14 protein-coding genes are annotated in these 13038 nt (G+C 72.9%); 11 read left to right on the top strand and 3 right to left on the bottom strand.

Annotated elements, in window-relative coordinates; translation table 11 throughout:
* Positions 1 to 6: 6 nt before the first annotated feature.
* The 3 genes from JK356_RS02485 (at position 7) to JK356_RS02475 (ending at position 3847) form a co-directional block, all read left to right on the top strand.
* On the top strand, positions 7 to 960 hold the full coding sequence (locus JK356_RS02485; RefSeq protein WP_201865818.1) for a carbohydrate ABC transporter permease: 954 nt from the start codon (positions 7 to 9) through the stop codon (positions 958 to 960).
* Between the two features lie 2 nt (positions 961 to 962).
* Positions 963 to 1868, top strand: coding sequence for a carbohydrate ABC transporter permease (locus tag JK356_RS02480; protein WP_201865817.1), 906 nt, complete (start codon positions 963 to 965; stop codon positions 1866 to 1868).
* Between the two features lie 149 nt (positions 1869 to 2017).
* On the top strand, positions 2018 to 3847 hold the full coding sequence (locus JK356_RS02475) for a glycoside hydrolase family 2 protein (RefSeq protein ID WP_201865816.1): 1830 nt from the start codon (positions 2018 to 2020) through the stop codon (positions 3845 to 3847).
* Positions 3848 to 3905: 58 nt separating this feature from the next.
* Here the strand turns inward: JK356_RS02475 and JK356_RS02470 are convergent, their stop codons facing one another.
* The 3 genes from JK356_RS02470 to JK356_RS02460 all read right to left on the bottom strand — a co-directional run bounded on the left by JK356_RS02470 (position 3906) and on the right by JK356_RS02460 (position 6318).
* Positions 3906 to 4439 (bottom strand): isoprenylcysteine carboxylmethyltransferase family protein, encoded by a 534-nt coding sequence (locus JK356_RS02470; RefSeq protein WP_201865815.1) that lies wholly within the window; start codon positions 4437 to 4439, stop codon positions 3906 to 3908.
* A gap of 122 nt (positions 4440 to 4561) precedes the next feature.
* Complete coding sequence (locus tag JK356_RS02465; RefSeq protein ID WP_201865814.1) at positions 4562 to 5356, bottom strand: alpha/beta hydrolase; 795 nt, start codon at positions 5354 to 5356, stop codon at positions 4562 to 4564.
* Between the two features lie 92 nt (positions 5357 to 5448).
* Positions 5449 to 6318, bottom strand: coding sequence for a sulfotransferase domain-containing protein (locus tag JK356_RS02460; RefSeq protein WP_201865813.1), 870 nt, complete (start codon positions 6316 to 6318; stop codon positions 5449 to 5451).
* A 111-nt stretch (positions 6319 to 6429) separates the two neighbouring features.
* On the opposite strand from JK356_RS02460, the gene JK356_RS22485 reads away from it, so the two are divergent.
* From JK356_RS22485 to JK356_RS02420, 8 genes are all read left to right on the top strand, one after another.
* On the top strand, positions 6430 to 7005 hold the full coding sequence (locus JK356_RS22485; RefSeq protein WP_374100589.1) for an NPP1 family protein: 576 nt from the start codon (positions 6430 to 6432) through the stop codon (positions 7003 to 7005).
* A complete protein-coding gene (locus JK356_RS22480; RefSeq protein ID WP_374100588.1) occupies positions 6917 to 7681 on the top strand; it encodes an NPP1 family protein in 765 nt (254 codons plus the stop codon). The genes JK356_RS22485 and JK356_RS22480 overlap by 89 nt, the downstream gene beginning before the upstream one ends.
* Positions 7682 to 7817: 136 nt before the next feature.
* Positions 7818 to 8012: a DUF397 domain-containing protein gene (locus JK356_RS02445; RefSeq protein ID WP_201865811.1), complete on the top strand. Its 195-nt coding sequence runs from the start codon at positions 7818 to 7820 to the stop codon at positions 8010 to 8012.
* Positions 8013 to 8242: 230 nt separating this feature from the next.
* Positions 8243 to 8824, top strand: a complete 582-nt coding sequence (locus tag JK356_RS02440; RefSeq protein WP_201865810.1) for a hemerythrin domain-containing protein — start codon at positions 8243 to 8245, stop codon at positions 8822 to 8824.
* Positions 8825 to 8969: 145 nt separating this feature from the next.
* Entirely contained in the window at positions 8970 to 9365 is a 396-nt protein-coding gene (locus JK356_RS02435) for a DUF2267 domain-containing protein (protein WP_201865809.1), read from the top strand.
* A 112-nt stretch (positions 9366 to 9477) separates the two neighbouring features.
* A complete protein-coding gene (locus JK356_RS02430) occupies positions 9478 to 10578 on the top strand; it encodes a LacI family DNA-binding transcriptional regulator (RefSeq protein ID WP_201865808.1) in 1101 nt (366 codons plus the stop codon).
* 652 nt (positions 10579 to 11230) lie between these two features.
* Positions 11231 to 12175 carry a carbohydrate ABC transporter permease gene (locus JK356_RS02425; protein ID WP_236670637.1) on the top strand — a complete coding sequence of 315 codons (945 nt, stop codon included), beginning with the start codon at positions 11231 to 11233 and terminating at the stop codon, positions 12173 to 12175.
* A complete protein-coding gene (locus JK356_RS02420) occupies positions 12168 to 13034 on the top strand; it encodes a carbohydrate ABC transporter permease (protein ID WP_201865807.1) in 867 nt (288 codons plus the stop codon). Before JK356_RS02425 ends, JK356_RS02420 begins: the two co-directional genes overlap by 8 nt.
* Positions 13035 to 13038 lie beyond the last annotated feature (4 nt).

The raw sequence follows: 13038 nt of genomic DNA, 5'->3' as shown, positions 1-13038 counted from the left end.
GACAACGTGACGACCACCGCCTCGACGGGTGCCGCGGCCGGGAAGGAGACCCGCGCCGCCACCGCCCCCGCGCGTGCCGCACGGCGCGCGGGCGGCGCGCCCGGGGGCCGGCGCGGGGGCGGGCTGCTCTTCGTCCTGCCCTTCCTGCTGGTCTTCGGCCTGTTCATGGTCTGGCCGATCCTCCACGGCATCTGGATGAGCTTCACCGACGAGTCGCTGACGGCCAGGGGCACCAGCTTCGTCGGCTTCGGCAACTACGCGGAGGCGTTCGGCGATCCGGAGGTGTGGAGCAGCCTCGGCAACACCGTGGTGTTCACGCTGATCACCAGCGTGCCGCTGGTGGTGGTGGCGCTGGGGATGGCGCTGCTGGTGCACACCGGGCTGGCGGGGCAGTGGGTGTGGCGGCTGGCGTTCTTCGCGCCGTACCTGCTGCCGGTGACGGTCGTGACGCTGATCTGGTCGTGGCTGTACCAGCCGGAGGTGGGGCTCGCCACGGAGCTGGTGACCGCCCTGGGGATGGAGCCGGTGGGCTGGCTGTCCGACGAGGACGTGGCCATGTGGTCGATCGCCGCGCTGACGGTGTGGTGGACGGTGGGCTTCAACTTCCTGCTGTTCCTGGCCGCGCTCCAGTCGCTGCCCGAGACGCTCCAGGAGGCCGCCGCGCTGGACGGCGCGGGCGCCTGGCGGCGGCTGTGGTCGATCACGCTGCCGCAGCTGCGGCGGACGCTGGCCCTGGTCACGATGCTCCAGGTGCTCGCCTCGCTGAAGGTGTTCGACCAGATCTACATCCTCACCAGGGGCGGCCCCAACGGCTCGACCCGGCCGATCCTCGAGTACATCTACGACGTCGGCTTCACCGGGTACCGGCTGGGCTACGCCTCGGCGATCTCGTACCTGTTCTTCGCGATCGTGATCATCATATCCATCGCGCAGCTCCGATTCTTCCGGCAGGAGGGCTGACCGTGTCCGCATCCGCAACGACCGCACGTCCGGGCCGGGCCCGGCGCGCCGGGCGGCGGCCCGGGGAGACGACCATGCTGCTCGGGCACGGCCGGCTGCCGCGCGTGCTGGCGGGCACCGCGCTCGTGGTGTTCGCGGCGCTGTGGCTGGTGCCCTTCCTCTGGGCGCTGGCCACCTCGTTCCAGAGCGAGGCGGACGCCACCTCGCCGGGCGTGTGGCCCATCAAGGGCGCGTTCACGCTGGAGGGGTACCGGGAGGTCTTCGAGCGGGGCAACCTGCCGCTGTGGGCGTTCAACAGCGTGCTGATCGCGGCGCTGGTCACGCTGCTGACGGTGGCGGTCTCCACGCTGGCGGCGTACGGCTTCTCCCGGGGCGTCTTCCGGGGCCGCAAGGTGCTGCTGGGGCTGACGGTGGCGTCGATCATGGTGCCGCCGCAGCTGCTGATCGTGCCGCTGTTCCAGCAGATGCTGCTGTTCCGCCTGGTGGACACCTACTGGGGCGTCATCCTGCCGCAGGTCGTCGCGCCGATGATGGTCTTCATCCTCAAGCGCTTCTTTGACGCGGTGCCGCGCGAGCTGGAGGAGGCCGCGCGTATCGACGGCGCCTCGGAGCTGCGGGTGTTCTGGTCGATCGTGCTGCCGCTGTCGCGGCCGATCGTCGCGGCCGTGTCGATCTTCGTCTTCATCGGGGCGTGGAACAACTTCCTGTGGCCGTTCATCGTCACCAACGACGCTGACCTGATGACGCTGCCGGTGGGCCTGGCGACGGTGCGGGACAGCTACGGCGTGCAGTACGCGCAGTCGATGGCCTCGGCAACGCTGGCGGCACTGCCGCTCATCGTGGTCTTCCTCTTCTTCCAGCGGCGGATCGTCCGCTCGGTGGCCACCACGGGGCTCGGCGGCACCTGACCGCCAGCCCCAGCCGGATCACCCCGTTCACGGTGTTATGTCCGGCAAAAATACCTTTACATCGCTGTACATCTCTGCTGCGATACGGCGGACGGGCCGCTGAGCGCCCGCACGCCGTATCGCAGCACCGTGTCCCACCAGGAGCATCTGTGCCCTCTCACTCCGCCTCCGCGCTCCCGCGTCCGGAGTACCCGCGCCCGCAGTTCGTCCGCCGCGACTGGCTCAACCTCAACGGCACCTGGCAGTTCGAGCCCGACCGGGGCGACAGCGGCCTGGAACGCGGCCTGCTCGGCCGCGAGCTGACGGGCGAGATACTCGTGCCGTTCTGCCCGGAGTCGGAGCTCTCCGGCATCGGCGACACCGACTTCTTCCACGCCGTGTGGTACCGGCGCGAGGTGACGCTGCCCAGGGAATGGGCGGGTCGGCGCGTCCTGCTGCACTTCCAGGCCGTGGACTACGACACCACGGTCTGGGTCAACGGCACCGAGGTCGTCCGCCACCGCGGCGGCTTCACGCCGTTCACGGCCGACCTGCACGGCGTGGCCGGGCCCGGCGAGCGGGCCGTCATCACCGTGCGCGCCCGCGACCCCAAGTCCGGCCCGCAGGCACGCGGCAAGCAGACCATGCGCTACGACAACTACGCCTGCCACTACACCCGCACCACGGGCATCTGGCAGACCGTGTGGCTGGAGCCGGTGCCCGACATCCACCTGCGGCGCCCCCGCATCACCCCGGACCTCGCCGGGTCCGCGTTCCACCTCGAACTGCCGCTGTCCGGCAACCGTCCCGGCTACCGGGTGCGGGCCGTGCTGACCGACGGCGACGGCGAGGTGTGCCGGGCCGAGGCCCGCGCCGACCTCGACCTCGCGCCGCGGCTGCACCTGCCGGTGCCCGACGGCCGGCGCCGCCCCTGGAGCCCGGAGGACCCGCACCTGTACGGGCTGCGGCTGGAACTCCTCGACGACACCGGCGAGGTGGCCGACTCGGCGGAGAGCTACGCCGGGCTGCGCGCGGTCGCGATCCAGGGCAAGGCGATCACCCTCAACGGGCGCGTCGTCTTCCAGCGGCTGGTCCTCGACCAGGGCTGGTACCCCGACGGGCTGATGACCGCGCCCAGCGACGAGGCGCTGGTGAAGGACATCGAACTGTCCCTGGCGGCCGGCTTCAACGGCGCGCGGCTGCACCAGAAGGTCTTCGAGGAGCGGTTCCTGTACCACGCCGACCGCCTCGGCTACCTGGTCTGGGGCGAGTTCGGCGACTGGGGCTGCGAGGTCGGCGGCTCCTCGGGCGACAACCAGCAGCCGGACGCCTCCTACGCCGGGCAGTGGCTAGAGGCCCTGGAGCGGGACTACTCCCACCCCTCGATCATCGGCTGGTGCCCGCTGAACGAGACCTACCAGAAGCTGCACGACCGCCTCACCCAGCTCGACTCGGTCACCCGGGCGATGTTCCTGGCGACGAAGGCGATGGACACGACGCGGCCGGTGATCGACGCCTCCGGCTACAGCCACCGCGTGGCCGAGACCGACGTCTACGACTCGCACCACTACGAGCAGGACCCGGAGAAGTTCCGCGCGCTGATGGCGGGGCTGGAGCGCGGCGAGCCGTTCACCAACGCCCACGAGTCCGGCGCGCCGTACTCGCTGCCGTACCGCGGCCAGCCCTACTTCGTCAGCGAGTTCGGCGGCATCTGGTGGGACCCGCAGGCGGCGGACGCCGCCGGGACCGACCGCTCCACCTCCTGGGGCTACGGCGACCGGCCGCGCGACGAGGAGGAGTTCCACGCGCGGTTCGCCGGGCTGACCGGTGTCCTGCTCGACGACCCGCGGATGTTCGGCTACTGCTACACGCAGCTCACCGACGTCTTCCAGGAGCAGAACGGCATCTACCGCTTCGACCGCACCACCAAGCTCGACGTGGAGCGGGTCCGCGCCGCCCAGCTGCGGCCCGCCGCGATCGAGCGGCAGGCCGGGGCCTGACGGCGGGCGGCGGCGGGGCATCCGGCCGAGGGCCCCGCCGCCCCCCGGCCGGTCCCCGTCAGCCGCTCGCCGCGGCGCCGCCGTCCCCCGGCCCCCGCCAGGGGCGCAGGCGCGGCCGCCACGCGGGCACGGCCGCCCGGTAGACGTCGTACTGCTCGCCGTAGATCCGGCTCAGCTTGGGCTCCTCCCGGACGTAGACGTAGAAGGCGAAGAACGCCCACACCCCCGCGCCGTAGATCCCCAGCGCGGGGTCGGCGAACAGCAGCGCCTGCCCGAAGATCACGCCGAGCGCGGAGACGAACATCGGGTTGCGGACCCGGCTGTACGGCCCGCCGATGACCAGGCGGTCGCAGGGGGCGGGAGGCATGGGTGTGCCATGGCCCTCCGTGACGAAGCGGGCGAACGCCCGGATGAGGTTGGGCGCGCCCAGCACTATCAGGACGACGCCCACCGCCCGCAGCGGCAGCAGGCCGGGGCTGGACCAGTCGTAGGGCGAGTCCCACCCCGTGAGGAGCCAGGGAACGACGCCGACGATGAACAACGGCACGACGAAGAAGGCAGCGCTCGCGGCTGCCGCCACACCCGTACGCATGCCGAATGGCTTACCGTCCACTCATCATCTAAGACTCCCGGCCGGGGTGGCGCTGGCGCATCAGGGTGCGCGTCGCCGCACGGCGGGCTCCCAGCGCACACGCCCCGGCGGCCCCGCCCGCCTCAGCCCCCGCCCGCGAGGTGCCGCCGGAACCACGCGGTCAGCGCCGAGTCCACCTCGCGGGCCAGCGGCAGCTGCGGTGCCGGCCCGGTGCCGGGCTCCTCGGCGAGCGGACGCGCCAGCCCGGGCACCGTCAGCAGCTCGCCGCGCTCCCCCAGCGCTCCGGCGAGGCGCGCGGCGTCGGCGCGCAGCGGCGGATAGTCGCACTCGCCGCTGACGACCAGCAGCGGCGCGCGGCCCACGGCGTCGGCCCGGGCGAGGAAGTCCAGGGCCGCGGCGGCCGCTTCGGACTCGGCGTCCCACCGATAGCCGCCGGTCAGCAGGTTGACGACGGACCGGGCCCGGATGGCGGCGTTGACCACGGCACCGGCGAAGACGGGCACGTCCGAGTCGGCGAGCACCCGCAGCGCGACCGCCCCGCCCAGCGAGCCGCCGAGCACGCCGACCGGGCCGCCGCTGACGGGCAGCTGTGCCCGGAGGGACGCCAGCGCCGCCGGGAACTCCGCGGCCGCCTGCCGGACGAGCGGGTCCAGGTAGGACCTCAGGGCGTCGTCGCGCACCAGTTGGCGCACGGCGTCCATGCGGCCGCCGGCCATGCGCGCCCCGCACCCCGGCATGCCGAGGTGCACCCGCCACGCGGGCAGGCCGTGCATCGGCAGCGCCGCGGCGAACGCCGCGTCAGAACACGGCGGGGCGTGCATGTGCCAGGTGACGATCAGCGGCGCGGCGCCGCCGCTGTCCGGGGGCAGCGCGGTGAAGGGCACGCCGGCGGCCGTGCCGGTCAGCGGTGGGCGCATCCGGCCACGGTAGACCCGCGGCCCCTCGCAGGCCGCCTGGATCTGCCAGCAGCGAAGGCCGTCACCCCCGGGGGCCAGGCCGGTGCGGCCGGTCAGGCGCCCGGCGGCTCGCGCTCCAGCCAGGCGCGCAGGTCGGGCGGCAGCGCGCTGACGGCCCGCTCGTACAGCACCAGGTCGCCGGCGGTGACGGTGCCGCGCCACTGCCCGCTGGTGCCGCGGCGGAAGAACCACGGGCCGGGCCGGGCGCCGGGCCCGAGGGCGGGCAGCACACGGTCGTACTCGGCGCGCATCGCGTCGAGTCGGCAGGCCGCGACCAGTGAGGGCCAGGCCGCTTCGGGCACCGTGATGCCCAGGTGGGCGGCGACGCGCCGCATCTGCGCCGGCAGGTCCTCCAGCAGGTCCTGGTAGTGGAGCAGCAGCACGCGCGGTTCGTGCCGCAGCGGCCACCAGGATGTCAGGTGTGCCGTGAAGCGTTCCAGCGTGATCGTGCCGCCGCGCCCGAAGGACTGGCCGGAGAAGAACGCCCGCCAGAAGGCGCGCGGATCGCTCGGCAGCGGGCCGTGCACCCCGCTGGCGCGCATGTGGTGGTGGAACGACAGAGCGACGTCCCGCAGGTCGCGGAAGACGACCAGGTAGGAGACGGTGGACGGCAGCGGCGGCAGCCCGTCGGCGGGGAGGTGGGTCTTGAGGAACCGGCGGTGCCGCTGGGCCTGGAGCCGGCCGAGGACGGTCTCAAGGCTGTCGTCGTCGTGCCGGAACTCCAGCCAGGGAGAGAGCTGCCGCAGCGGCCCGGGCAGCGCGGTGCCGCCGAAGACCAGGCACGCGGTGATGCGCTGCGTCCAGGTCGTGCCGGACTTGGGCGGGGTGGCGATGACGATGTCGTCCGGGCGCGGCCGGAAGCGGTCCCACCGGGTGCTGTCGTAGAGGGCCGTGCGGTACACGCGCCTGCTGAGCTGGTCCATACCTGCGCTTTCCCACCGCCCGGGGGCGGCGGCACGGCGCACGCCCGGGGCGCACGGGCGCCAGTCATCCCTCGTTGGTTCACCGGCCCCTCACCCGGGAGGACCTGGCGGATGCCGCCACGCCCCGAGGAAGTGCGGGGCAGGCCGGCTGGCGCGGGGAATCGGGAGGGACGCGGTGCGGCGACAGGGATGGACCGGCCGGGCGGTGGCCGCCGGCGGCGCGGCGCTGGCGCTCGTGCTGGGGCTGCCCGGCACCGCGCTCGCGGAGCCGCGCAGGCGCTGCCGGGCAACGCGAGCGCGCGGGAGCTGGCGTTCCAGCCCGCCTGCGGCTACGACACCGACGGCTGCTGCCCGACCGCCCGCCATCGGCCCGGACGGCACCGCAACGGCGGCCTCGCACCGGGCGGGGCGCTCAACGGCGAGTGCCGCGACGCCCGGGACGACGCCCGGGACGACGCCTGGGACGACGCCTGGGACCCAGACACCACCAACGGCTACTCCCGGCAGGCATGCAACAACGGCCGGTGCGCCGTGATGTACGCGCTGTGCGCTGCCCTGCACCGGGCTCGGCGGGCACCGGCACGGCTGGGAGCACGTCGTGGTGTGGGTGCCGCAGGACGAGCCGGAGCGGGCCGCTTACGTCGCCACCTCGGCACACGGCGGCTTCGACGTCCACCCGCGGGATGAGATCCAGTGGGACGGCACCCACCCGAAGACCGTCTACCACAAGGACGGGATCGGCACCCACTGCTTCCGCCCGGCGGGCACCGGCGACGAGCCGCCGGAGACCCACGCGGGGACGTGGCAGTACCCCACGCTGGCCGGCTGGGAGGGGTATCCCGCGGGCGTGCGCGAGCAGCTGGTGGCGGCCGGCTTCAGCAGCGCCGCGTTCGGCCTGAGCGGCGCCGCCTTCGGCTCCCGCCTGGAGCGGCGATGCCCGAGGACATCCCGTTCGGCCCGTACGGCTTCTAGGGCCGCCGCGGGCCGCCGCCGGCTCACGGCGGGGTCCGGCGGGTCCGGGCGGAGGACCATCCCTAGAATCGCACACGTGTCCGAATTGCCGCCCGATCCTGCCCGGCTGCGCGTGCTCGCCGCCTGGCTCCAGCTCCAGCTGAACGCCGTGCGCGGCGCGCTCGCCGAGGCCGAACGGCGGCAGGCGCAGGAGGCGGCGCGGCCCGGGTGGTGGGTGCAGTGGCGGCGGCGCGTGCCGGGACAGCCCCGGGGCGGCGTGCTGCACCGGCGCGGCTGCTGGTGCCCCGGCGAGCCGGACCTGCGCGCCGAGGAGGTGCGGCGGCTGCTGGCCGAGCACGGCGACCGCATCGAGCGGTGCGCGGCCTGCCGCCCGGACATCGGCGCCGGCTGAAGACCGGCCACCGCCCGGCACGCGGAGAACGGGCGGCGGGCAGGTGTGTCACGAACGGCGACGGCACGGTCGACCTCTTCGCGCTGATCTGTGATCGTGTGTAAGCCAGCACCCGGTTGAGGGGGGGTACCACCACATGAGCACCGGCTTCGGTCTGTCCCACGCCGTGTGGGCGAAGTCCAGCTACAGCAACGGAAACGGCGAGCAGTGCGTCGAGTTCGCCCGGAACATCCCCGGCGTCGTGCCCGTGCGCGACTCCAAGAACCCTCAACGCGCCCTGGCCGTGTCCGCCGGCGCCTGGCAGGCGTTCGTCGACTATCTCAAGGGATGACGCGACCCGGCGGAGCCCCGCCGCCCGGCTCGCGGAGCGGCGGGGCTCCGTGACGTCCCGCCCCGCGCGGCTGCCCCCACCACATGCACCTCTGCGCCAGACGGCGGGTATTCAGGTGGAACGCGCCTGCCGCGGGGCGTGGCTGTCCGGCGCCCGCCGCCGCGCTCCCCGAGGCCACCCGTCGATGACAGCCGGGCGGAGAACCCGGACCGGACGAAGGGAGCGCAACCATGGCCAAGGACGTCATCACCTTGATCACCTCCGCCCACCGGGAGGTCGAGCGGCTGTTCGACGCGCTGCGGTCGGGCGAGGGGGACCGGGCACGGCTGGCCAGCGTCCTGTGCGCGCTGCTGATGGCGCACTCCCGCGCCGAGGAGGAACGGGTCTACCCGGTGATCGCGAAGGCGGCGCCCGGCGAGAAGGACCTGGTGCGGCACAGCGAGGAGGAGCACCAGGAAGCCGAGGAGCTGGCCCAGCGGCTCACCCGCCTCGACCCCGGCGGGAACGACTTCGCCTCGGTCCTGGACGAGCTGGTCAGCGCCGTCGCCCTCCACGTGGAGACCGAGGAGTCCGAGGTGCTGCCCGCGCTGCGCGAGGCCGTCGGCGACGACGGGCTGTCGCGGCTCGGCGAGGAGTTCAGCCAGCGCCGCACCGAGGTGCTCCAGGAGGCGCCCGGCGGCGAGGAGGCGCTGGCGAGCCTGACACGGGAGGAGCTGTACGAGCGCGCCCAGGCGGAGGGCGTGGCCGGCCGGTCGGACATGGACAAGGAAGAGCTGGCCGCCAGCCTGCGCGAGGCACACCGCCAGCAGTGAGGCGCGGTGGCGCGGCGTGCCGGGTCCCTCGCCGGCAGCAGCGGTTTCCGCCGCGGGCGGCGGGGAACTCCGGCACCAGGAGCTGCCTCGTCGTTCGGCCGAGCGACGGCATCACGGATGCGAATGCGAACCGAGGAGACCCGCCGTGCAACATGATCAGTTCGTGGGACAGGTGCAGGCCCGGGCCCGGCTCGGCAGCCGCGGCGCCGCGGAGACGGCGACCCGGGCCAGCCTGGAGACGCTGGCCGAACGCGTGCCGTCGACGCTCGCGGTCAACCTGGCCTCCCAGCTGCCGACCGAGGTGGGCGAGCACCTGCGCCGCGTCGCGTTCGCGGCCGACGAGCCCCGGACCGGGGTGCGGATGAGCCGCCAGGAGTTCTTCGACCGCGTCGCGCAGCGCAGCGGCGCCGACCCGTCGAAGGCGGCGTACGAGGCGCGCTGCGTGCTCCAGGTCGTGGACGAGGCCACCAGCGGCTCGCTGACCGACAAGGTCCGCCAGTGCCTCGACGACGACCTGGACAACGCGCTGTTCCGGCACTGACCAGCCGCTGACCGGCCGCTGCCCCCGGGAAACCGGCCCGCACCAAGCCCGCGACCTCACGCGCCGCAGGCCTTACACTTCCCCTGTTCACGGCGGTGGCAGGAGGCGGCGGGTGACGGACGGGCAGGTACCGCGCCCGCGCGGCGCGCAGAACGGGAACGCCAGGAACGGGAACGACAACGGGAAGAAGCCGCCGACGATCTACGAGGTGGCGCGGCTGGCCGGGGTGTCCCACCAGACCGTCTCCCGCTTCCTGCGCAAGGATCCGGCCATGCGGCCCGAGACGACGGAGCGGGTCGCGCGCGCTGTCGCGGAGCTCGGCTACCGGCCGAACCGGGCGGCGCGGACCATGCGCACCCGCCGGACCAACCGCATCGCGGTCATCTTCCCCGGCTCGACGGAGCGGCTGCCCGCGCGCATCCTCGGCGGCGCGGCGGCAGCGGCGCACGAGGCGGGATACCTGCTGGACGTGGTGAGCCTGGAGGGCGACGCCGCCGCGCGCGCGGAGCGGCTGGAGGCGCTGCTGCAACCGGAGAGCGCCGACGGCATCCTGTCGTTCACGACGCTGGGCGAGGGGGACGAGCTGCCCGCTGCGGTGGCCCAGTCGCGGGTGCCGATCCTTATCGACGGGGTCTACGACGATAACATGCGGTCGGTCGGCGCGTTCGCCGACTCCTCCCTGGCCGCCGACGTGCTGCGGTACCTCGCCGGTCTGGGCCACCGCCGGTTCGCGCACGTCACCGGTGCGCCGGGGTGGGCCTCGGCGCGGCACCGGCGGGCGGTGTACGAGGCGACCATCGCCGAACTGGGCCTGGAGTCGTGCGCGGTGGTGGAGGGCGACTGGAGCGCCGGCTCGGGGTGGCGGGCCGCGCGCGAGGTGATCGCCGGCTCGGGGGCGACGGCGGTGTTCGCGGCCTCGGACCACGTGGCGTACGGCGTGATCACCGGCCTGCAGAGCCTCGGCATCGACGTCCCCGGCCAGGTCAGCGTGTTCGGGTGGGACGACGCGGACCTCAGCAAGTACTTCCGGCCGTCGCTGACCACCATCGCCGTGGACCGGGAGCGGCAGGGCCGCGAGGCCGTGCACCGGCTGCTGGCGATGGTGCGCGGCGAACCGGACGTGCAGCGGACGGACTTCTCCGAGCTCAACCGCATCGTCCTGCGGGAGTCCACCGGCCCGGCCCCCGGCTACCGCCCCGGCGGCGCCCGCTAGCGGACGGCAGCCATGGCCGCAGCGCTCGTGTGCACCGAGACGCGCGGCTTTGCGGATGCGACTACGGCGAACTGAACGGCAAGCCCGCCGAGCTGGTCGCCGCCGAGCGCCCGCACCGCATCGGCGTGCCGTTCCCGGCGGCTTGAGCTGCCGGCTGGCGGTGGCCGCCACCGACGCGTTCCGCCGCGGCCTCTCCCGCTGAGCGGGACGGCCGCCGGGTGCCGCTGACCGCGCAGACCGCCAACCAGTGGGCGCTCGGCTGCCTGCTGGCCGGCCTCGCTGCCGGAGCCGCTCCGCGAGCCGTTCGCCTGGCAGCCTGGCTGGAACTATCCGCTCCCGGACGGCTGGCACCCGCGGCCGCCGTCCGCCGCCTGACCGTTCGCACAGCGAAGCCGCCGGTCCGGCCGGGCGGCCCCGGCGCCGCCCGTGACGCTCTCGGATTCTTCGCGGATTGGTGACGCACAGCCCTTGTGTGATCGATCACCCTCGCCATAGAGTCGCGCCACGTTGCGCGGGCCCCGGCACGGGAGCCCCCTCGCGCGCAACCTCCCCCTTCGCACCGGAGAGGACTCACTGGTATGCGTGTGCACACGCCTCATCGGCGCTGGAGCGTCGCGCCGGCCGGTCGGTGGCGGCGGACGGGGTGGTCCCGTTGAGCGCGCTGGGCGAATTCAGGACACTGAGCCGGTCGCGGTTCCGGCGGGGCGGGCCAGGCGCACGCGAGGAGACGCCCGACAACAAGGCCGCCGCCGTCTTCCTGGCGCCCTGGCTGATCGGCCTGCTGGGCATCACGGTCGGCCCGATGATCGCCTCGCTGTACCTGGCGTTCACCGACTACAACCTGCTCCAGGACCCGGAGTTCACGGGCCTGGAGAACTTCCGCCGGATGCTCTCCGACGACCGCCTCGCGCAGTCGCTCAAGGTCACCTTCACGTACGTGCTCGTGGGCGTGCCGCTCCAGCTGATCGTCGCGCTGGGCCTGGCGCTGCTGCTGGACCGGGGGGTGCGCGGGCTGCCGCTGTACCGGTCGGTGCTGTACCTGCCGTCGCTGCTCGGCGCGAGCGTCGCGATCGCCGTGCTGTGGCGCCTGGTCTTCGGCACCGACGGGCTAGTCAACTCCTTCCTCGGCGTCTTCGGCATCGAGGGGATGGGCTGGGTCTCCGACCCGGACACCGCGCTGGGAACGATCATCATCCTGCACGTGTGGACGTTCGGCGCGCCGATGGTCATCTTCCTGGCCGGGCTGCGGCAGATCCCGCGCGAGCTCTACGAGGCCGCGGCCACCGACGGGGCGTCGCGGACGCGGCAGCTGTTCTCCATCACGCTGCCGCTGCTGAGCCCGATCATCTTCTTCAACCTGGTGCTGGGCCTGATCGGCAGCTTCCAGTCGTTCACGCAGGCATTCATCATCTCGGGCGGCACCGGCGGCCCGAGCGACTCCACGCTCTTCTTCTCGCTGTACCTGTACCAGGAAGGGTTCACGGGCTTCCGCATGGGTTACGCCTCGGCCCTCGCCTGGCTGCTGCTGGTCATCATCGGGGCCTTCACGGCGCTGAACTTCTGGGCCTCCAAGTACTGGGTTTTCTACAATGACTGACGCCCTTCAGCCCTCGATATCCCGCTCCGCGCGGCGGCGCGTCGCCAGCGTCCTCAAGCACACCGGGCTGGTCATCATCGTGTTCCTGATGATCTACCCGCTGCTGTGGATGGTGGCCAGTTCGCTGCGGCCGAACGAGGACATCTTCTCGAACTTCGGCCTCTTCATCGACACCTTCGACTTCAGCCACTACCCGGACGGCTGGAACGCGCTCAGCCGCCCGTTCTCCACGTACCTGCTGAACTCGTTCCTGGTGGTCCTCGGCTCGGTGGTCGGCAACCTGATCTCGTGCTCGATGGCCGCCTACGCCTTCGCGCGCCTGCGCTTCCGGGCCCGGCGGTGGGCATTCATGATCATGCTCGTCACGATCATGCTGCCGATCCACGTGCTGATCATCCCGCAGTACGTCGTCTACGCCCAGCTGGGCTGGATCAACACCTACCTGCCGCTGATCCTGCCGAAGTTCCTGGCCACCGACGCCTTCTTCATCTTCCTGATGGTGCAGTTCATCCGCGGCATCCCGCGCGAACTCGACGAGGCCGCGCGGATCGACGGCGCCGGGCACGCCCGTATCTACGGGCAGATCATGCTGCCGCTGATGATCCCGGCGCTCGCGACGACCACCATCTTCACGTTCATCTGGACCTGGAACGACTTCTTCACCCAGCTGATCTTCGTCACCGAGCCCGATCTGTATACGGTTCCGGTCGCGCTGCGGTCGTTCATCGACGCCCAGTCCCAGTCCGATTTCGGCGCCATGTTCGCCATGAGCGTCGTCTCCCTGATCCCGGTCTTCCTGGTCTTCCTGTTCGGCCAGCGGTTCCTGCTCCGCGGGATCGCCACCACCGGCGGGAAATAACCGG

The sequence above is a fragment of the Streptomyces sp. 7-21 genome (assembly GCF_016741785.1).
Classification (GTDB): domain Bacteria; phylum Actinomycetota; class Actinomycetes; order Streptomycetales; family Streptomycetaceae; genus Streptomyces.
Note: the sequence above shows the minus strand (reverse complement) of the source record. Positions and strands in the feature narration are given on the sequence as shown.

Bases quoted from the DNA above. Each gene is read 5' to 3' on its own strand.
- JK356_RS22485 (WP_374100589.1), top strand. From the start codon at position 6,430: ATGCCGCCACGCCCCGAGGAAGTGCGGGGCAGGCCGGCTGGCGCGGGG.
- JK356_RS02470 (WP_201865815.1), bottom strand. From the start codon at position 4,439: ATGCGTACGGGTGTGGCGGCAGCCGCGAGCGCTGCCTTCTTCGTCGTG.
- JK356_RS02440 (WP_201865810.1), top strand. From the start codon at position 8,243: ATGGCCAAGGACGTCATCACCTTGATCACCTCCGCCCACCGGGAGGTC.
- JK356_RS02445 (WP_201865811.1), top strand. From the start codon at position 7,818: ATGAGCACCGGCTTCGGTCTGTCCCACGCCGTGTGGGCGAAGTCCAGC.
- JK356_RS02465 (WP_201865814.1), bottom strand. From the start codon at position 5,356: ATGCGCCCACCGCTGACCGGCACGGCCGCCGGCGTGCCCTTCACCGCG.
- JK356_RS02460 (WP_201865813.1), bottom strand. From the start codon at position 6,318: ATGGACCAGCTCAGCAGGCGCGTGTACCGCACGGCCCTCTACGACAGC.
- JK356_RS02420 (WP_201865807.1), top strand. From the start codon at position 12,168: ATGACTGACGCCCTTCAGCCCTCGATATCCCGCTCCGCGCGGCGGCGC.